The following is an 18,765-nucleotide window of genomic DNA, read 5'->3' as shown; positions in this document are numbered from 1 at the left end:
GCGGCTTCCCGGAGCCGCCGCCCTTCGCCGTCGGCGCGTTCAGCTCGAGCCGGGAGCCCCGATCTGCGCACGGCACGCACGCCAGAGGGCGACGGCGTCGGCATCGGTGTAGTGGGTGCCGGACCGCAGGTGCAGCGGGCGGATCCGGCGATCGTGCCAGAACTGGCCGGACGGCAGCGTGTTCCGGGTGGCGGCGAGCCAGACCGCCGTGTCGGCACCCTCGGCCGGGGTCCGCAGCAACGGCCGGGTCAGCCGGCGGAACCGGGGCAGCGCGTCCGCGATACCGGGGGTGTCGACCCATCCGGGGTGCACCGCGTGCGCGCCGATCCGGTCCTCGGCCAGCTCGACGGCCAGGAGCGGGGTCAGCGCGACCTGCATCCGTTTCGTCCGCGCGTACGCGACAGCGCCCCGATATTCGCCGCGCCGGTATTCCGGATCATCGACCGCCAAGGGCTGGGCGTACATCCCGCCCGAGGACATGAGCACGACCCTGGCCCCCCGCGCCGCGGCCAGCAGCGGGCGGACCAGCTCGGTCAGCAGCAACGGACCCAGCACATGGGTGGCGAAGGTGAGTTCGTGACCGGTGCTGGTCTCCCGGCGTTCCGGCGACAGCACCCCCGCATTGTGCACGAGGACATCGATCGGCGTCTCGCCGAGCGCGGCGGCGCAGCGCCGCACCGAATCGAATTCGGCGACATCGCATTCGACCACCGTCACCGTGGCGTCGGGGTGCCGTTCGCGCAGCCCGGCCGCCGCGTCCGCTCCCCGCCGCGCGTTCCGGACCGCGAGCACGACCGAGGCGCCCAGCTCGGCCAGTCCGTCGGCGATGGCCAGCCCGATCCCACTGTTGGCGCCGGTGATCACCACGCGCCGTCCCCGCATCGCGTCGGCCGGTGGATCGTCGTCCGGCCAGGCACGTCGGCGCAGGGCGATGCCGAGGCGGCTGTACCCGGGCAACACGGTGCGGTCCAGGAGCGCATCGACGCGCGATGGCTCGAATTTCGCATCGTTACTCACGTCATTAGCGGTCACTCCCCCATGGTACCGCTAGAAACGATGCATAAACGCTTCAATCGGTCCGGGGTGGGGGTTACAGTCGAACTATGGGCATCGACTGTTCGACAGTGGTCTCCGCACCCCGCGACGAGGTCTTCGCCTGGTTCGCCCGGCCCGGTGCGTTCACCCGCCTGGCGCCGCCTTGGCAACCGGTCCGGCTGCTCAGCGAGGCCGACGACCTGGCGCGAGGCGCCGCCGTGCTGGGTCTGCCGGGCGGCCTGCGCTGGGTCGCGCGGCACGATCCCGCCGCCTACGATCCGCCGCGCCGCTTCGCCGACGCCGTCGCGGTCGACGGTTTCGCCTCCGCGCCGGTCGGCCGCCTGCTGCGGTGGCGGCACACCCACGACTTCACCGCCGTCGACGACGAGCACACCCGCGTGGCCGACCACGTCGACACCCCACTCCCCACCCGCCTGCTGCGCCCGATGTTCGACTATCGCTATCGCCAGCTCGCCGACGACCTCGCCGCCCACCGCGGCGCCGCCGAGCGCGGCTTCACCGCGCGCACCATCGCGGTCAGCGGCGCGACCGGCCTGGTCGGCACGGCGCTGTGCGCGTTCCTGTCCACCGGCGGTCACGACGTCGTCCGGCTGGTGCGCCACGCCCCGTCCGACCCCACCGAACGCCGGTGGGACCCCGCCGATCCCGCGCCCGACCTACTCGACAGCGTCGACGCGGTGGTCCATCTGGCGGGTGCGCCGATCGCGGGCCGGTTCACCGAGGAACACCGCCGCGCGATCGCCGACAGCCGCATCGGCCCGACCAGGGCGCTGGCCGAGGCCGCGGCGCGCGGCGGCGTCGGCACGTTCGTCTGCGCCTCCGCCATCGGCTATTACGGCTACGACCGGGGCGACGAGATCCTCACCGAAACCGCCGATCCCGGCGACGGCTTCCTCGCCGAGGTGGTCACCGGCTGGGAAGCGGCGACCGCACCGGCCGCGGCCGCCGGTGGGCGGGTGGTCCAGGTCCGCACCGGCATCGTCCAGTCACCCGCCGGTGGCACATTGCGCTTGCTGCGTCCCCTGTTCGCGGCGGGCCTCGGCGGCCGCATCGGCGACGGCACCCAGTGGCTGTCCTGGATCGGCCTGGACGATCTGCTCGACATCTATCACCGGGCGCTCTGGGATGATTCGCTCGTCGGTCCGGTCAACGCGGTCGCCCCCGATCCGGTCCGCAACAGCGACTACACCGAGGTGCTGGCCCGCGTCCTGCATCGGCCCGCCCTGCTCCCGGTCCCCTCGTTCGGCCCGGCGCTGCTGCTGGGCAAGCAGGGCGCGCGGGAGCTGGCCGCGGCAAGTCAGCGAGTGTCCCCGGCCCGGTTGTCCGAGGTGGGTCACCCCTTCCGCAGCCCCGACCTCGAACAGACCCTACGCCACCTGCTCGGCCGCTGAGCCGAATTCACGCTCGCGCGAGCACGAACTGGCCGACGTCGAGATACCCGGAGCGGAAACCCGCCTCCGAGTACGCCAGATACAGCCGCCACATCCGCACGAAGGTCTCGTCGAACCCGAGCGCGTCGATCTCCGCCCGCGCGTCCTCGAACCGTTCCCGCCACGCGCGCAGGGTGCGCGCGTACTGCGGGCCCATGGAGAACTTCTCGCGCACACGCAGATCCGTACCGCGCGTGACGGATTCCTCGATCGCCCGCACCGACGGCAGGAACCCGCCGGGGAAGATGTACTTCTGGATCCAGGTGTAGGTGTGCCGGGTGGCCAGCATGCGCTCGTGCGGCATGGTGATGGCCTGGATCGCGGCCCGGCCGCCCGGCGCGAGCACCCGGCCGATGGTCGCGAAATACGTGTCGAGGTACTCGTAGCCGACCGCCTCGATCATCTCCACCGACACCACGGCGTCGTAGGTGCCGCGCACCCGGCGGTAGTCGAGCAGGTCCACCCGCACCCGCTCCGCCAGTCCCGCCGCCGCCACCCGGCTCCGGGCCGCCGCCTGCTGTTCCGACGACAGCGTCACGGTGTGCACCCGCGCGCCACGCGCGGCTGCCCGGACCGCGAGTTCGCCCCAGCCGGTACCGATTTCGAGCAGCCGGGTACCGGATCGCACGCCCGCCCGGTCGAGCAGCCGGTCGATCTTCGCGCGCTGGGCGGTGGCGAGATCGTCTGACGGATCGGTGAACAGCGCGGCCGAGTAGGTCATGGTCTCGTCGAGGAACAGCCCGAAGAAGTCGTTGGACAGGTCGTAGTGCCGGGCGATGTTGCCGCGCGTGTTGTCCTCGGAATTGCGTTCGGTGGCTGGATGTCCGGCGACGTAGAGACGGCGCAACCGGGCCAGCGCACGCGGCACCAGCTCGTCGATGTGGGCGGCGAGCACGGTCAGCACGCCGACGAGATCGGGCGCGTCCCAGTCACCGGCCATGTACGACTCGCCGAACCCGATGAGCCCGGCGGCACCGACCCGGGCCGCGAAGTCACCGGGACGGTGCAGGACCAGGCACGGCACCCCGGTGGGCGAGCCGACGACGGTGCCGTCGGGATAGCGCACCGCCAGCGGCAATCGCCGGGTCAGGCGGCGGACCAGCACGTCCACAGCCAGCGCCGACACCCCTGCCCGCAGGCCGCGCGGAACAGCGAGGTCGGGCCACCGGTCGCACTCCGGCAGGGCGGGATTCGCGGTGGTGTCCACGGTCGTCATCGGAGCGCCTCCTCGGGCACGGCCACCGGACGCGGCACGACCGGCAGTCCCCTGGCCCAGAGCAGCACGCCCTGCCACCGGATACGCGCGGCCACGAGCAGTGGCGGAATCGGGTCGGTCAGTACGGCGCGCACGATCGCGCCGGTGGTGGCGGGCACGCATCGGCCCGCCATGGTGGCGACGAAGATCGGCCGGTCGGTCACCAGCGTGATCGACACCCGCAGCGCGGAGTCCGGCTCCGGCACGTGCAGCCGGTATTCGCCCGCCACCGGGTTGAACGGCGAGACGTAGAACTCCTTGCCGACTCGCGCGCGACCGTCACCGTCGGGCCGCAGCAGGTAGCGATGCGCGCCGCCGTAGGTGTTACGGACCTCGGCGATCACACACACCGGCGCGCCGTCACGATCGCGGCACCAGTACAGCGTCAGCGGATCGAAGACGTATCCGAACGCTCGCGCGCCGGCCAGCATGAGCACCCGACCACCCCGCAGATCGATGCCCTGGGTCGCGAGGTATCCGTCGACGGCGGCTCGCAGTGAGCCGCCGCGTTCGCCCAGGTGGTCGCCCGCGTCGAAGCCCGCGAACGGCCGCAGCCACCAAGGCAACCGGGGCAGCCGGTCCAGATCGACCAGCCAGCTGTGCCCGCGATAGCGGAAGGCGTGCCGGATCGGCGCCAGCCGGGTGTGCCGGATGTCGGTGCGGATCAGGCGAGCGGTCACGAGGCCGCCACCAGTCCGGGCATCGGTCCCGTCCAGCGCCCACCCAGCCGCTCGGCGGCGCGCAGTCCCGACAGCGCCCCGTCCTCGTGGAATCCCCACCCGTGGTACGCGCCCGCGAAAGCCGTGCGCGCGCAACCGAGTTCACCGGCGCGGGCGCGCGCGGCCACCGATTCCGGGGTGTAGAGCGGGTGTTCGTAGGTCATGGTGTCCAGCACCGCGCCGGGATCGATCCGGTCGCCGTCGCCCAGGGTCACCAGGAAGCGCCGGTCGCCGGTGTCGTCGAGACGCTGGAGCCGGGTGAGGTCGTAGGTGACCAGGACGCGGTCGGGTTCGGCGGTGCAGGCGGGCAGGCGGTAGTTCCAGGACGCGCGAGCACCGGCGGCCCGCGGTAGGAGACGGGAATCGGTGTGCAGGACCGTGTGATTCACCGAGTACGGCATCGCGGAGAGAATGTCGCGTTCGGCGGCGGTCGGCTCGGCGAGCAGGGCCAGCGCCTCGTGCGGATGGGTCGCGATCACCGCGGCGTCGAAGTCGTCGACGCCGTCGTCGGCGGTGCGGACGGTGACCCCGTCGGGATGGCGGTGCAGCGCCCGGACCGGGGTCGCGACCTGCACCCGGTGCAGGCGTTCGGCGACCGCCGCGACGTAGGTCGCCGATCCCCCGGTGACCGTGCGCCAGGCTGGTGAGCCGAACACCGTCAGCATGCCGTGGTGTTCGAGGAAGGTGAACAGGTAGCGGGCCGGATAGCGCAGCGCGGTGCGCGGATCGCAGGACCAGACCGCCGAGATGAGCGGCGCCAGGAAGTGGGTGCGGAAGTAGTCGGAGAATCCGGCGTCGGCCAGGAACTCGGCCACCGTGCGTTCCGTCGCCCCGATCGTGGCGAGTTCGGCGCGGGCCAGGCGGTGGAATCGCGGCACCTCGGTGAGCAGCCGCAGATACCGTCCCCGGACCAGCTGCCCGGGGCGCGGGAACAGTCCAGGCAGCCCGCGCGCGCCGGCGTATTCGAGCCCGCAGCCGTCGCAGCGCACCGACATGCTCATATCGGTCTCCCCGGTGGCGATGCCGAGTTCGCCGAACAGCCGCTGCAACGTCGGGTACGTGCGGTCGTTGTGCACGATGAACCCGGTGTCCACGCCGAGCGTTTGTCCGTTGCCCGCGATCACGCGGTGCGTATCGGCGTGCCCGCCGAGACGGCCCTGCGCCTCGAACAGCGTGACCTCGGCCGAGCGCGCGAGCACCCAGGCGGCCGTCAGCCCGGCGACGCCGCTGCCGATCACCGCTACCCGTCGATGCCCGTTCGATGCGTTCATGCGATTCCTCCGGTCGTCCCCGGCCAGCGGATGGACGATCCACCCACGGTGAATCAATTATGCATCGTTTGGTGCGCGGCGGCCAGTGGCCCTCAGCGCAACACCTCGACCGCACCCGCGAGCGAGGCGACCCGCGCGACCGCAGGCGGCAGCAACGCCGCGTCCCAGCCCGGGCCGCCGGCGAAGACCTGCGCACCCGCGTCGAGACCGGCCAGCACGGCCGAGGTCAGCGCGGTCGATTCCCGCTGCGACCACAGCAGCAGCGAGGTCGGGCCCGCGGGCCGGGCCAGCGCGCCGACCAGCGCGACGGTCGGCACATCGGCGCCGAGCATCCGGGCGCCCACCCCCTGCTCGGCCAGCGCCGCGCGCAGCACTTCCAGTGGGAGCGAATGGGTCTCACCGCCGGTACAGGCGAGGACGACGGTCCGATCGACGACCACGGGGGGCGCCTGCACCCGCTGCATCACCGCCGCGATCGACCACGACAGCAGGTGCTCGACATCGATGCAGTTCTCCCCCGCACCCTGACGCGCCACGATGTCGGCGAAGGCGGGCCTGCACAGCTCGTCCCAGGTGCGGACCACGCCGTAGGCGCGCACATGCGCCTCGACCAGGTCGACCGAGATCGAGGAGTCCAGCGCGAACGCGGCGTCGAGCAGCTCGGCGCGGCTACCGACCAGCACCGCGGGTCGCCCCCGCGCGGCTGCCGCCGCCCCCGCCGGGCTGGCGCCGTCGCGGATCAGCCTCAGCATGCGTTCGAGCAGGGCGATATCGGCTGCGGTGTAGAGCCGATGCCGACCGGGCCGGTCCTGCGCGGGTCCGATGGCGTAGCGGCGATTCCAGCTGCGCAGGGTCGCGGTCGGGATGCCGAGACGATCCGCGACCGCGCGCACCGTGTATCCGGCCGCGTCGGAGACAGGGGCGGAACCGGCGGGCATCGGTCCATTCTGACTGATGCCGCTCCGCCCGCGCGTCACGGCCGGGCGGCGGCGGGTCGCGACGGCCACCCCAGCGCCGTCGTCCCGGCGCCCAGCAGGCCCCAGACCAGCGGCACCGCGATCGCGGTGCGACGTAGACGGGGATCGACCGCCGTGCCGAGGACCAGCGCGTCGGCGAGATCGGCCGCGATCCGCACCCCCGCGGCGGCCCGGGCGACGCGGGCGTCCGGCGCCAGCGCCATGGCCGCGCCGGAGATCGCGTCCCGGCAGCCGACCATGCGGGCCGACGCCCGGCTGCCCGGCCGGTCGGTCTCCCATCCGCACGGCCGCAGCAGCACCTCGGGCCGGACGGCGACACTCACGCCATAGGCGGCGGTAGCCAGGCCGAGCAGACGGAACGGCCACTGACGTTTCATCGGAGACTCCTCTCGCGAGATGCATCAATTATGCATCATTCACTGGTAGCCTGTCAGTATCACCGATCCGAGGAGTTCCCGTGCGCATCGCCCGTTCCATCGTTTCGCTCCGTCTGCCGCTGCTCGCCTGCGCGGCGGTGGCCGCCGTGGCGCTGGCACCGGCCACCGCCTCCGCCGCGCCCCCGGCCCCGGTACCGTCGCTCGACGTCGAGCGCTATCTGGGTGTCTGGCACCAATTGGCCGCGATCCCGGCCCCGTTCAGCCTCGCCTGCGCGGGCGACACCACCGCCACCTACACCCTCGACGACTCCGGTGACGTCGGCGTCTACAACCGCTGCCGCACCTGGTCGGGCGGCACCAACGAGATCTGGGGCACCGCGACGGTGACCGATCCCGTCACCAACGCCCAGCTGCACGTCTCCTTCCCGGGCGTGCCCGGCCAGGATCAGCGCACCGGCGCTACCAACTACATCGTCACGGCCCTGGGCCCGGACTACTCCTGGGCGGTCGTCACCGACCCCAGCCGGCTGTCCGGCTTTGTCCTGTCCCGCACCCCCGCCGTCGACGCCGCCACCTGGAACGACATCGACGCGGCGATCGTGGCCGCGGGTCAGAACCCCTGCTTCTACCTGACCACCCCGACGACCGGCGGCCGTTCCGACATCACCCCGCTCTGCGCCCGATGACCGTCGCGATCGCGCTGTTCACCCGCGATCTGCGCACCGCCGACAACCCGGTCCTCACCGCCGCGCACCGCGAGAGCGACGCCGTCGTCCCGCTGTTCGTCGTCGACGACCGCATCGTGCCGGACCGCTGTCCCCCCAACCGCGCCGTCTTCCTCGCCACCGCATTGGCGGAACTCGACGAGCGACTGCGCGGCATCGGCGGCCGCCTCGTGGTCCGGCGGGGCGAGGTGACCGAGGTCGTCGCCCGCATCGTCGCCGACACCGGCGCCCGCGCGGTGCATCTCGCCGAGGACGTCAGCGCCTATGCCACCCGCCGCGAACAGGCCCTGCGGGACCGCCTCGCCGGAACGGACTGCGCGGTGCGCACCCACAGTGCGGTCGTCACCGCCGCCGACCCCGCCGTCCTCACCCCCGCCACCGGCCGCGACCACTACGCCGTGTTCACCCCCTACTTCCGCCGCTGGGTCGACGCCCACCAGCGCCACCCGCTCGGGACCCCGCGCGACCTGACCGTTCCCGAGGTCACGAGCGACCCTCTGCCGACCCACCGCGACCTGTCCGCCGGCGACCCGTCCCCGAACTGCCCGCGAGGCGGCGAGACCAGCGGTCGCGTCCTGCTGCACAAGTGGCTCGCGGGCCCGATCGAGGACTACGCCGCCCGCAACGACGACCTCGCCGCCGACGCCACCTCTCACCTCTCACCCCACCTGCATTTCGGCTGCCTCTCCCCCGTCGAGATCGTCCACCGAACCGACCTGTCCGACCCCGGCGGCCACGCTTTCGCCCGCCAGCTCGCCTGGCGCGACTTCCACCACCAGCTCCTGGCGGCCCGCCCCGACACCGCCTGGACCAGCTACCGTCCCGGCCCGTTCGCCGTGCGCGCGGACCCCGACGCCGTGGCCGCCTGGAAAGAAGCCAGAACCGGCTACCCGATCATCGACGCAGCCATGCGCCAGCTCGTCACCGACGGCTGGCTCCCCGGTCGCGCCCGCCTGATCACCGCCTCCTTCTTCGCCAAATCCCTGCGCCTGGACTGGCGCATCGGCGCCGCCCACTTCCTGCACTGGCTCGTCGACGCCGACCTCGCCAACAACCAGCTCAACTGGCAGTGGGCCGCGGGCACCGGCACCGACACCCGCCCCAACCGAGTCCTCAACCCCCTCCGCCAAGCCGACCGCTACGACCCCGACGGCACCTACGTCCGCACCTGGCTCCCCGAACTGGCCCACCTCGACGGCCCCACCATCCACCGCCCCTGGCGCGCCGAGATCCCCCACTCCGTCTATCCCCCACCGCTACTCGACGTCGCGGGCATGTGACCTGCGCGGACATCACTCGCCCCGCCGATGTCGGTGTGCCTTGCTAGTTTTCGCTCGTTCCACACCGCACGAGCTCAGCGAGGATCCATGACGACCGCCGAAACCACCTACCTGGAACTGTCCGACGACACCGGTTCCTCGCACAAGTTCTACGAGGTGATCGTCACCGGCACCCAGGTCAACATCCGCTTCGGCCGGATCGGCGAGCAGGGGCAATCCAAGGCGAGCTCGTTCGCCACCGCGGAGAAGGCGAAGTCGGCCGCGCAGAAGAAGATCGGCGAGAAGGTCCGCAAGGGCTACGCGCCCGCCGTGATGGGTGGACGCCAGCGCCGCGCAGTGACCCGCCGCGTGATCACCAGCCAGCGCTCGACCGCCAAGAGCGCCCCGGTCCTGTGGCGCTTCGACTCCGGCGCGGCCGCGTTCGGCATCTTCGTCGACGAGCAGCGCTGCTGGGTCGGCAACGAGAACGGCGAGGTCTACACCCTCACCCCCGAGGGCGTGGTGACCAACCGCTACCAGCTGCCCGACGGCGTGAAATGCCTGGTGGCCGACGACTTCTGGATCTACGCCGGCTGCGACGACGGCCGCGTCTACGACCTGTCGGGCAAGGTCCCGCGCGCCGCCTACGACGTCTCGGCCACCGACGTCTACTGGCTCGACATCCATGACGGCATCCTCGCCGCCTCCGACGCCGCGGGCGGGCTGACCGTCATCGACCACGAGGAGGAATCCCTGTGGTCGGCGCGCAGCACCGGCAACTCCGGCTGGATGGTGCGCCTCGACGCGACCGGTGTCTACCACGGCCACAGCGCAGGCGTCACCAAGTACCATCTGGAAACCGGTGCCACCCAATGGCATTCGCCCACCCGCGGCTCGGTCCTGTTCGGCTGGCAGGAAGCCTCCGACGTCTACGCGGGCACCGGCGCCAATCGCGTCGAAGAGATCACCAAGCAGGGCGTCACCACCCGGGCCTACCAGTGCGACGCCGCCGTCTTCTCCTGCGCCGCCTCCCCCGACGGCCGCTACGTCTTCGCCGGGGACTCGCACTCCTCGGTCTACTGCTTCGACGCCACCGGCACCCGCCTGTGGAAGCTGGCCACCGGTTGCGGTTCGGCCTACTCCATGCAGTACCACGACGAGAAGCTGTACCTGGTCACCACGTCCGGCGCCCTGGCCTGCCTCGACGTGAGCGAATCCGCCATCCGCGACGCCGACCAGGGCGTGCTCCCCAGCACCGTCTCGGTCAAGGCCCCCGAGATCTCCGCCGTCACCGCCTCCAGCACCCTCGAGGTCACCACCGACGCGGGCACCGGCATCGTCGTCGAATGCGTCGAACACGGCGGCTCCCTGCGCGTGCACGTCGTCAGCCCCGGCTACGAACGCGGCTGGAACGTCCAGTTCCCCCGCGACATCCGCCGGCCCGGCACTCGCTACGTCGTCGACGCCGTCACCGAATCGGCTCGCGGCGGCTTCTACCGCGTCCGCGGCGACATCCGCCGCCTCAGCTGAGCGGCACGCCGGCCGGCGGAACCGTGAGGTTCCGCCGCCACGACTCCGCTCAGAAACTCTTGTGCGGCACCCCGACCGTGAGCCCACCGTCGACGACGAATTCCGCACCGGTCGAATACGACGACTCGTCCGACGCCAGATACGCGACCAGGGCCGACACCTCGTCGGGCTCGGCCGCCCGCTTCACCGGAATCTGCAGGAAGTCCGCCGGGATCCCCTCGGTCATCGGCGTGCTGATGAACCCGGGATGCACCGAATTCACCCGGATCCCCTGCGCCGCCAGTTCCAGGGCCGCCGACTTGGTGAGCCCGCGCACCGCGAACTTCGTCGCGGTGTAACCGTGCAGCCCCGGGCTGCCGCGCATCCCCTCGACCGAGGAGATGTTCACGATCGACCCGCCGTCGGTCATCGCGGGCACCGCGGCCTGCATCCCGAGGAACGTCCCGGTCAGGTTGATGTCGATGATCCGCTGCCACTCGTCCAACGCGAAGTCGACGAGCAGATTCCCGTTGACGATCCCCGCGTTGTTCACCAGCACGTGCAGCCCGCCGAAGGTCTCGACCGCCGCCGCCACGACCGCGGCCCACTGCTCGGGCTCGCGCACGTCCAGGTGCTGGTAGATCGCGGCATCGCCGAGCTCCTTGGCGACGACGGCGCCTTCGTCGTCGAGCACGTCACCGAGCACCACCGACGCGCCCTCGGCGACGAACCGGCGCGCGTGCGCCGCGCCCATCCCCCGCGCTCCGCCGCTGATCACCGCGACCTTGCCGGCCAACCGTCCCATGTCCGCATTCCTCTCACCAGAACTGAGCCACTCTCACCGTAGGAGGGTGGACCCGTTTTAGGTAGGGATATGCCTAAACGAAATGTTGGCGATCAGGCGGCGCACCAGCCGACCGCGAATTCCGGGTGCTCGGGAGCGGATGCCGGTCATCGCCGCCGGGTCTCGCCCCGCACCGAGTTCCGCTCCTGGGCCAATTCGCGAACTACGCCCTCCGGCCGACCGATTCGCCGCGATCAGCAGGTGAGGTTCGCCGCGCCGTACGAGGAGAACGACACGTGCACGTGGTCGTAGTGGTTCTGGGTCGGGCTGCCCCGGTCCTCCATGTAGGACCAGCCGCCGCCGTCGTTGAACTGCTGCTGCCAGATCACGTAGGTGACGCCGAAGCGCGCCTTGTTGGCCAGCACGAACGCGGCGATCGCGTCACCCTGTGCGGGGTTCGAGGTCATGATGTCGAGCGCGAGGCCCGCACCGTGATCACCGTCGAAACGCCCATTGGCACCCCCGATATCGGAGAGCCCGAACATCTTCTGCACCATGTGACTGACCTGCGCGACGTGCGGCTGCGTGCCCTTCCACTCCGTCGAGCACATGTACTTCAGCTTCGAGGCGGACAGCGTCGCCGATTCGTCGTCGGCGGCCACCGGAGCCGGCGCGATGGTCGGTTCGTCGTGGGTCAGCGCGGGCAGGACGTCGACCTCGATCGCCGAGGGTGTGTGCGGCACGACGGCCGCGACCTGCTGCACTTCGGTCCCGCCCGGCCGGAACGCCATCCAGAGCATGCCGGGAACCGTTGCTGCGAGGCTGCACACAGCCAACGACATGCGCCCCGTCGGAGGAGCGGGGGTGCGATGTTGACCAGGCACTTATCAATCACCAGCTACTGTCGAGAACAAGGTCACTGCCAGATTACGAAATGGTCGCGAAAAAGTCACGCTCGTGCGGCGGGTTGCGCACGATCGGACCAGTATCCCTCACCGAACGCGATCATGCGGCCCTTACGTCACCGCGGAGTACGCTCACTTTCATCCGCGTCGGAGTGACGACCTGGAGGTCGGCGATGGACGTACTTCTCGGAATCGGAACGCGCAAGGGATTGTTCCTGGCCCGCAGCTCGGACGGCCGGGCGAGCTGGACGGTGAGCCCGCCACAATTCCCGGTCGCCGATGTCAAAGCCCTGGCCATCGACACCCGACGGACATCGCCACGCCTGCTCGCCGGCGTCCTCAACAGCCACTTCGGCCCGACGCTGGTGGCCAGCGACGATTTCGGCGAGACCTGGACCGAACCCGACGACGCCCCCCTGGCCTTCCCTGACGACACCGACGCCGCGCTCGAGGGCGTCTGGCAGATCACACCGGCCACCGACGCCGAGCCCGAGGTGGTCTACGCGGGCGTCGAACCCTCGGCGCTGTTCCGTTCCACCGACGGCGGAAGGACTTTCACGCTGGTCAGAGGTCTGTGGGACCATCCACACCGGCCGCAGTGGGCCCCGGGCGGCGGCGGTCTCGCGCTGCACACCGTCCTCCCGCATCCCACCGACACCCAGCGCCTGGCCGTGGCCATGTCGACCGGCGGCGTCTACCAAACCGCCGACGGCGGCGCCTCCTGGACACCGACCAACAAGGGCGTCACCGCCGACTTCATGCCCGGCGAGCTGCCCGAATGGGGCCAGTGCGTGCACAAGGTCGCCCGCGACGCCGAAACCCCCAGCACCCTCTACCTGCAGAACCACGGCGGCGTCTTCCGCAGCACCGACGACGGCACCACCTGGCAGTCCATCGACGCCGACCTCCCCCCGTCGAACTTCGGCTTCCCTATCGTCGCCCACCCCCGCCGCCCCGGCGTCATCTACACCTTCCCTCTCGTCGCCGACATGGACCGCTTCCGCTTCCCACCCGACGCCACCTGCGCGGTCTATCGCAGCGACGACGCGGGCCGCACCTGGACCGCGAAAACGAACGGCCTACCGACAGTGCCCTTCTGGACCGCCGTCCTGCGCGACGCCATGACCACCGACAACGCCGACCCCACCGGCATCTACTTCGGCACCCGCAACGGCGAGGTCTACTGCAGCCCCGACGAAGGCGAGCACTGGCATCTCGTCGCCGACAAACTCCCCGACGTCCTCTGCGTCCGCGCCGCCGTCATCGGCTGACCCATGGCCCGCGTCCTGCTCCCCTCCGCCCTACGCCCCTACGCGAACGGCGCACGAGAACTCGCCATCGACGGCCCCACCCTCCGCCAGGTCCTCGACACCCTCCGCGATGAATCCCCCGCCCTGGAACGCAGACTCCGCGACGAACGCGGCACCCTCCGCCGCTACGTCAACTTCTACATAGACGGCGACGAATGCCGCACCTTGAACGGCGTCGACACCCCACTGACCGCCACCACCGAACTGATGATCATCCCGGCCGTCGCGGGCGGATAGCCGCCGCCCGAACACCTCTCGACCGTCACAGCCCGTACTTGCGCACGAAATCCTCGGTGAGATCAACCGCGGGAATCCCCTGATCGGCGCCCCGCGTGTCGATCGTGGTCTCCTCGATCAGCGCCGAAGGCTCCGGCGGAAGCTCCCGCCACCGCGCCCGCGGATCAACTTCCTCATGCTGCTCGGACATCCCAGCTCCCCTCGTCCCCCTCCAGAGTAGCGTCGGACGCTGACAGGAATCGCCGACTGCGGATCAGAACGCTTCCCGCCCTTCGGTGTACCAACCCCGGGGCTTCCGTTTCCCTCTGATCTGTTCAGTTGGACGGTCGCACCAGCGACGCCGACCCTCCAGGCGTGACCGGAACAGCCAACGATAATTTCGGGGCCCGAAACGGTTCGGCGACCGATAACGCACCACGCCGAGTTCGGCAGCCGGACATCGGGTGATCAGCGCCGCACGCACTGACCGAATACGCTGTTCGCCGTGCCGATCGCGGCCGAACAACAGACGAGGGGACATTTTCCGTGGGGGGAAGCAACAGCGCCGACCAAACACGCACCACTGTCGACGATCCGCCCACATCGCTACCAACCCTGGAACGCTCCCTCGGCCGCCTGGCCCGCCCGCGAGCACTCGCCGCGGCCGCCGGCACGGGATTGCTCGCGGGCGGCGTGGTGCTGGCGCTCGTCAGCCGGTTCGGCACCACCACGGTCTCGGTGCGCGCCATCTTCGCCCAGCCAACCCAGTTCGCCGTGGTCGCAACCGTGCTCGGCGGCCTGGCGCTGATCGTCGTCGTCGCCTGCTGGATCGCCGGACGCCGCCGCGCCGTCGATCTGTGGAACCGCCAGCACACCTGGGAACTGTTCGCCACCGGAGCCATCGTGCTCGTGATCGCGATACTGGCCGGACTGTCCTGGCGCGAACACCTGCCGAGCAGCTACGAGACCCTCCGCGCCACCCTGCCCTACTTCACCCAGCTGCCCACCGCCGTCGCAGCGACGATCCTGGTCGGGATCGGGGCGATCCTCGTCCTGCCGCTCACGATTCACACGGGTGTGTCCCGCACGATCGGCCGCGGCGCCACGGCAGGGGCAATCGCCGCCGGGTTGGTCATCTCCGCGACGGCCGGTACCGTCGCGGTCCGCGCCGGCGACGACAATGCCAATGTCGACCACGGCGTAGCCGCCCCGGCCCCGATGCCTGCCATCCCCGGGCGCGTCAGCGCCGAGGCCTATCGACTCCAACTGCCACCGATCAACAACAGGCTCGAAGCGACCGGCCGCCAGGTCATCCCGGCAGGCACCGGCTTCGTGATCGCGGGCGTCGACGGCTTGCGCGCCTACGACGGCGCGACCGGCGAACCGCGCTGGCATTACCTGCGCCGACCGCAGTCGGGAAAGCGAGTTTTCGAACTCGATCGCGGATCCACCATCGTGACCGCCGATCGCTCGGCGATCACGACCCGCTGGAACGGCCCCCGCGACCAGCACCGCCGCATTACCTTCGACGCCGTCACCGGCCAGATCCTGTGGACCTCCGACGACGAGAACGACTTCGCCTCCCACGACGACGACCGCGCCACCCGACTGCTCGACACGCCCGCCGCGGGCACCCTGATCGTCGAAACCACCACGGAGATCAAGGGATACGACGCCCGCACCGCGGCCCAGCGATGGTCGACGGCCCGCTCAGCTGGCGGCTGCCGCCCCACCGACGCACCCACGCAGGTCACCGCGACCGCGATCTACCGTGTGCTCCGATGCGGCCCGGACTGGCGCATCACCGCACTGAGCGCGAGCACCGGCGACACTATCGGCAGCCGTGATCTTCCCGCCGACACCGAACCTCACCTCGAGCTGCTGTCGAACACTCTCCTGGCCGGCTGGGGCGGCCAGGACAGAAAGTACCTCCTCACGGACGCACCGGAACAGCTCGCGAGCGCGCCCGTCCGGACGGACGGCTGGCCTTTCGCCGCGGATCCCGCCGGCCCGGCTGTCCTGGTCGGCTCGGTGGAAGAACCCGCAGCCGCGCTGACGACCATCGGCACCACCGCGAGCACCCCGGTCCCCGGGCTGACCCAATGGACCGAGGGCTCCCTGCACTTCCTCGCCGACGAGATCGTCAACCTGAAGTTCGGTGACTCCCCCACCCTGTCCCGCTGGGAGCGTCGAAACCTCGCCGCCCCAGCATGATCCCCTTCAGCAGCACCTGTCGCCCCAAGCGGGCCACCACGCAGCTGATGCCGGTGTCCTCCGCGGTCCTGGTGGTGTGCCAGAACAACGAGGAGATCGGCGACGCCACCCTCGACATCATCAGCTTCCGATAACAGCCCAGCCCCGGCGTCGACCCCCAACGAACCATCCGACGTCCGACAGTGATCCTCGCCCGCCGAAGAAGCGACGGCGATCCCCCACCGCTATCGTGTAATCGCCACTGCCACAACACTATCGAAGGAGCCCGACGGTGCCGGACCGCCTCGACCAGCTGACCGCGACCCTCGGAGCCCCTCCCCCGGCGGAGTTCGCGACCCTCGACGTCGACGACCTCACCCGCCTCCACGGTCTCACCGAATCGGCACTGGCCGCGCGCAAGGCCGCCATGGACGACGCCCTCGGCGCGGGAATGCACCTGATCCCCCGGCTGGCCCGCCCCGCCGTCCGAAAGGTCCTAGGACTATGAGCAGCATCCGGCACACCATGGCCGAGATCGCGAAACTGGCCCGCGTCCTCGACGTCGACCCCGCCGAACTGGATTTCCTGACAACCCAATCCCCTTCGGCGATCAAGGCTTTCCGCGACCAGGTCAGTGACGAGATGTCCGGCCGCGACGTCCTGCGCATGCAACGCGTCGCCGCCGCGGTGAAACTGGTCCCCAAACCGATCGCCGCACTGGTCGCCGAGAAAGCACTCGGCCCAGCCCTGGCCGCCGCTGTCGCCGGCGCTGTCGAACCGGCCCGCGCGGTCGGGATCGCCGAATCCCTGTCCCCCAAGTTCCTCGCCGACGCCACCGTCCTGCTCGACCCGAAACGCGCCGCCGAAGTCATCGCCCGCGTCCCCGACACCATGGCCGCCGAGGTAGCCGAGGAACTGATCGCCCGCGGCGACTACCTCACCATGGGCCGCCTCGCCGGCGCCATGCCCGACTCCATCCTCTGGGCCGCCCTCCCCCAAGCCACCGACAGCGACATCCTCCAGGTCGGCCTCCACCTGGAAGACAGCTCCCAGGCCGAACGCCTCCTGAACATGGTCACCGACCGCGTCCCCGGCATGGTCACCACCATGTACGCCGAGGAGAAATGGGCCGACGCCATCTCCCTCCTCGACATCATCGGCCCCGAGGAACGCGCCCGCATGGCCGACATCGTCGCCGAACAAGACGACGAAATCCTCGACGGCCTCCTGACCGCCGTCACCGACCTCGACGCCTGGGACGCCCTGCTCCCCGTCGCCGCCGGCATGGCCATCACCGGCCTGCAACGCCTGGCCCAGCGCCCGGTCATGCACGACCCCGCCACCCTGACACGAGTCTCCGACATCTCCCTCGCCCAGGGCCTCTGGCTCGACCTGCTCCCCCTGGTCCCCCACCTCGACCCCACCCAACAGCGCTGCATCGCGAACCGCGTTCTCGCCGAGAACGACACCTCCCTCCGCGACCTGATCATCCTGGCCAGCCCCGAAGCCCCCACCATGCTGCCCTTGGCACTGATCGTCGAAGGCGAACCCCGAACCCGAGTCCTCGCCCTCCTCGACGGCATGACCGAACTCGGCACCCTCGTCGAGCTGCTCGGCGGCGGAGACCACACCGCCTGGGCAACCCTCGTCGCCATCACCGGCGAACTCCCGGACCGTATGCGCAAACTCCTGGTCGTCCAGGCCCGCGCCTGCGGCCTAAACGAAGTCGCCGCGGCATTGTCGAGCGAAGCCTAGACAACACAGGGCTGCCAACCACGCGTTCCGAACTGCTGACCCCACACCCCTCATCAGTCTTCCAGCAAGGGGGCACACGAGCGGTACCGGAAAACTGGACTTGCCTGTCCCTTGTCACCTCCTTCACCACCACCCGACCCAGAAATCTGGAAGTCCTCAACAGCCATCAACTCCGCCCTCCCACGCCGTCTACGCCGCCCTCACGAACCGGACCGTGACCCGACCCGCCCCTGGCTCATCCTGCTCTCCGACGAGTAACACCCGATCATCCTCGGGACAATGATCCCGACCTCCGCTGGGCCCTCTACATCGACATACCGAACCTCGACGAGTCGACAGTCGGCCACCTTCGCTACCGCCTGAACCCTCATCAACGCGAATCTCAGATTCTCGTTCGGCCGATGAATCGGGAAACGTTGCGCGGGTACTACCCCCGGAAACCGCCAACGCGCTCACGAATCGACCTTCGCCGCAGCCCATTCCGAGTCAGAGCGAATCGATCACGCAACACCGGGTCCGCTTCGATACGAGCGACGGTGTCCGCATCGGGTGGGTACGGCCGAGCCCGCACAACCCACTCCCGACGCAACTCCGGAATACACACCTGAATCTCATCGAACTCCCAGGTCTTCCGACCGGACCAATCCATCCGTTCGGGTCCATCCTGAAACCCGGTCGCATAGCCGAGATAGTCATTCCACACCGCGTACGAGGTCGCCAACGCCAACTCAGCGGGTACATCGAGCGTCAGTAGCCACCGACCATGCGCCCATTCATCATCACCGAGCAGCATCGTCGCCGACGTCCGAACGGACCCACGTCGCCATGCACGCCCGGGCCAGCACCACACAGGCGGCGCCCCACCACCCTCGATGCCACGCCGCCGCATCTCCGCCACCATCTCGGCATACGCCCCACGCCAGTTACCGACAACCAGATCCCACTCGGCGCGGTAGACACCGACCTCACGCAACGCCGTCACCACTTCCGGTGCCTGCAACGTCCAAAGCCGCATCTGTGCTCC

20 protein-coding genes are annotated in these 18,765 nt (G+C 70.3%); 10 read left to right on the top strand and 10 right to left on the bottom strand.

Features of this window, described 5'->3' with window-relative positions; translation table 11 throughout:
- Positions 1–39 precede the first annotated feature (39 nt).
- Positions 40–1,032, bottom strand: coding sequence for an SDR family NAD(P)-dependent oxidoreductase (locus NV348_RS27645; protein ID WP_447149468.1), 993 nt, complete (start codon positions 1,030–1,032; stop codon positions 40–42).
- A gap of 71 nt (positions 1,033–1,103) precedes the next feature.
- On the opposite strand from NV348_RS27645, the gene NV348_RS27640 reads away from it, so the two are divergent.
- Positions 1,104–2,447: a TIGR01777 family oxidoreductase gene (locus NV348_RS27640; RefSeq protein WP_447149467.1), complete on the top strand. Its 1,344-nt coding sequence runs from the start codon at positions 1,104–1,106 to the stop codon at positions 2,445–2,447.
- Positions 2,448–2,454: 7 nt separating this feature from the next.
- Here the strand turns inward: NV348_RS27640 and NV348_RS27635 are convergent, their stop codons facing one another.
- The 5 genes from NV348_RS27635 to NV348_RS27615 all read right to left on the bottom strand — a co-directional run bounded on the left by NV348_RS27635 (position 2,455) and on the right by NV348_RS27615 (position 7,085).
- Complete coding sequence (locus NV348_RS27635) at positions 2,455–3,702, bottom strand: class I SAM-dependent methyltransferase (RefSeq protein WP_447149466.1); 1,248 nt, start codon at positions 3,700–3,702, stop codon at positions 2,455–2,457.
- The gene (locus tag NV348_RS27630; RefSeq protein WP_447149465.1) at positions 3,699–4,421 is read right to left on the bottom strand and encodes a DUF1365 domain-containing protein; all 723 of its coding nucleotides are present in this window, start codon (positions 4,419–4,421) and stop codon (positions 3,699–3,701) included. Before NV348_RS27630 ends, NV348_RS27635 begins: the two co-directional genes overlap by 4 nt.
- On the bottom strand, positions 4,418–5,731 hold the full coding sequence (locus NV348_RS27625; RefSeq protein WP_447149464.1) for an NAD(P)/FAD-dependent oxidoreductase: 1,314 nt from the start codon (positions 5,729–5,731) through the stop codon (positions 4,418–4,420). The genes NV348_RS27630 and NV348_RS27625 overlap by 4 nt, the downstream gene beginning before the upstream one ends.
- Before the next feature lie 92 nt (positions 5,732–5,823).
- Positions 5,824–6,669, bottom strand: a complete 846-nt coding sequence (locus NV348_RS27620; protein ID WP_447149463.1) for a MerR family transcriptional regulator — start codon at positions 6,667–6,669, stop codon at positions 5,824–5,826.
- A gap of 35 nt (positions 6,670–6,704) precedes the next feature.
- Positions 6,705–7,085, bottom strand: a complete 381-nt coding sequence (locus NV348_RS27615) for a hypothetical protein (RefSeq protein ID WP_447149462.1) — start codon at positions 7,083–7,085, stop codon at positions 6,705–6,707.
- A gap of 80 nt (positions 7,086–7,165) precedes the next feature.
- Between NV348_RS27615 and NV348_RS27610 the strand changes: the two genes are divergently transcribed.
- The 3 genes from NV348_RS27610 to NV348_RS27600 all read left to right on the top strand — a co-directional run bounded on the left by NV348_RS27610 (position 7,166) and on the right by NV348_RS27600 (position 10,599).
- Entirely contained in the window at positions 7,166–7,771 is a 606-nt protein-coding gene (locus tag NV348_RS27610) for a lipocalin family protein (protein WP_447149461.1), read from the top strand.
- Complete coding sequence (locus NV348_RS27605) at positions 7,768–9,090, top strand: cryptochrome/photolyase family protein (RefSeq protein ID WP_447149460.1); 1,323 nt, start codon at positions 7,768–7,770, stop codon at positions 9,088–9,090. The genes NV348_RS27610 and NV348_RS27605 overlap by 4 nt, the downstream gene beginning before the upstream one ends.
- Before the next feature lie 87 nt (positions 9,091–9,177).
- Positions 9,178–10,599: a WGR domain-containing protein gene (locus NV348_RS27600; protein WP_447149459.1), complete on the top strand. Its 1,422-nt coding sequence runs from the start codon at positions 9,178–9,180 to the stop codon at positions 10,597–10,599.
- A 49-nt stretch (positions 10,600–10,648) separates the two neighbouring features.
- Here NV348_RS27600 and NV348_RS27595 read toward each other — a convergent pair whose 3' ends face one another.
- Together NV348_RS27595 and NV348_RS27590 are read right to left on the bottom strand one after the other, a co-directional pair.
- Positions 10,649–11,383 carry a glucose 1-dehydrogenase gene (locus tag NV348_RS27595; protein ID WP_447149458.1) on the bottom strand — a complete coding sequence of 245 codons (735 nt, stop codon included), beginning with the start codon at positions 11,381–11,383 and terminating at the stop codon, positions 10,649–10,651.
- 233 nt (positions 11,384–11,616) lie between these two features.
- Entirely contained in the window at positions 11,617–12,162 is a 546-nt protein-coding gene (locus NV348_RS27590) for a VldE C-terminal domain-containing protein (protein ID WP_447149457.1), read from the bottom strand.
- Between the two features lie 278 nt (positions 12,163–12,440).
- Between NV348_RS27590 and NV348_RS27585 the strand changes: the two genes are divergently transcribed.
- Positions 12,441–13,538 carry a WD40/YVTN/BNR-like repeat-containing protein gene (locus NV348_RS27585; protein WP_447149456.1) on the top strand — a complete coding sequence of 366 codons (1,098 nt, stop codon included), beginning with the start codon at positions 12,441–12,443 and terminating at the stop codon, positions 13,536–13,538.
- Positions 13,539–13,541: 3 nt separating this feature from the next.
- Positions 13,542–13,814 carry a MoaD/ThiS family protein gene (locus tag NV348_RS27580; RefSeq protein WP_447149455.1) on the top strand — a complete coding sequence of 91 codons (273 nt, stop codon included), beginning with the start codon at positions 13,542–13,544 and terminating at the stop codon, positions 13,812–13,814.
- Between the two features lie 25 nt (positions 13,815–13,839).
- On the opposite strand, the gene NV348_RS27575 is transcribed toward NV348_RS27580, so the two are convergent.
- Positions 13,840–14,004 (bottom strand): hypothetical protein, encoded by a 165-nt coding sequence (locus NV348_RS27575; protein WP_447149454.1) that lies wholly within the window; start codon positions 14,002–14,004, stop codon positions 13,840–13,842.
- Between the two features lie 335 nt (positions 14,005–14,339).
- On the opposite strand from NV348_RS27575, the gene NV348_RS27570 reads away from it, so the two are divergent.
- From NV348_RS27570 to NV348_RS27555, 4 genes are all read left to right on the top strand, one after another.
- Positions 14,340–16,007, top strand: coding sequence for an outer membrane protein assembly factor BamB family protein (locus NV348_RS27570; RefSeq protein WP_447149453.1), 1,668 nt, complete (start codon positions 14,340–14,342; stop codon positions 16,005–16,007).
- Positions 16,004–16,141, top strand: a complete 138-nt coding sequence (locus NV348_RS27565; protein ID WP_447149452.1) for a hypothetical protein — start codon at positions 16,004–16,006, stop codon at positions 16,139–16,141. Before NV348_RS27570 ends, NV348_RS27565 begins: the two co-directional genes overlap by 4 nt.
- A 137-nt stretch (positions 16,142–16,278) precedes the next feature.
- Positions 16,279–16,494: a hypothetical protein gene (locus NV348_RS27560; protein ID WP_447149451.1), complete on the top strand. Its 216-nt coding sequence runs from the start codon at positions 16,279–16,281 to the stop codon at positions 16,492–16,494.
- Positions 16,491–17,741 (top strand): hypothetical protein, encoded by a 1,251-nt coding sequence (locus NV348_RS27555; RefSeq protein ID WP_447149450.1) that lies wholly within the window; start codon positions 16,491–16,493, stop codon positions 17,739–17,741. The genes NV348_RS27560 and NV348_RS27555 overlap by 4 nt, the downstream gene beginning before the upstream one ends.
- Positions 17,742–18,168: 427 nt before the next feature.
- On the opposite strand, the gene NV348_RS27550 is transcribed toward NV348_RS27555, so the two are convergent.
- The gene (locus NV348_RS27550) at positions 18,169–18,756 is read right to left on the bottom strand and encodes a hypothetical protein (RefSeq protein ID WP_447149449.1); all 588 of its coding nucleotides are present in this window, start codon (positions 18,754–18,756) and stop codon (positions 18,169–18,171) included.
- Positions 18,757–18,765 lie beyond the last annotated feature (9 nt).

It is taken from the genome of Nocardia fodinahabitans (assembly GCF_052983615.1).
The sequence above is the reverse complement of the archived record's forward strand: the minus strand, read 5'-3'. Positions and strand labels throughout refer to the sequence as shown.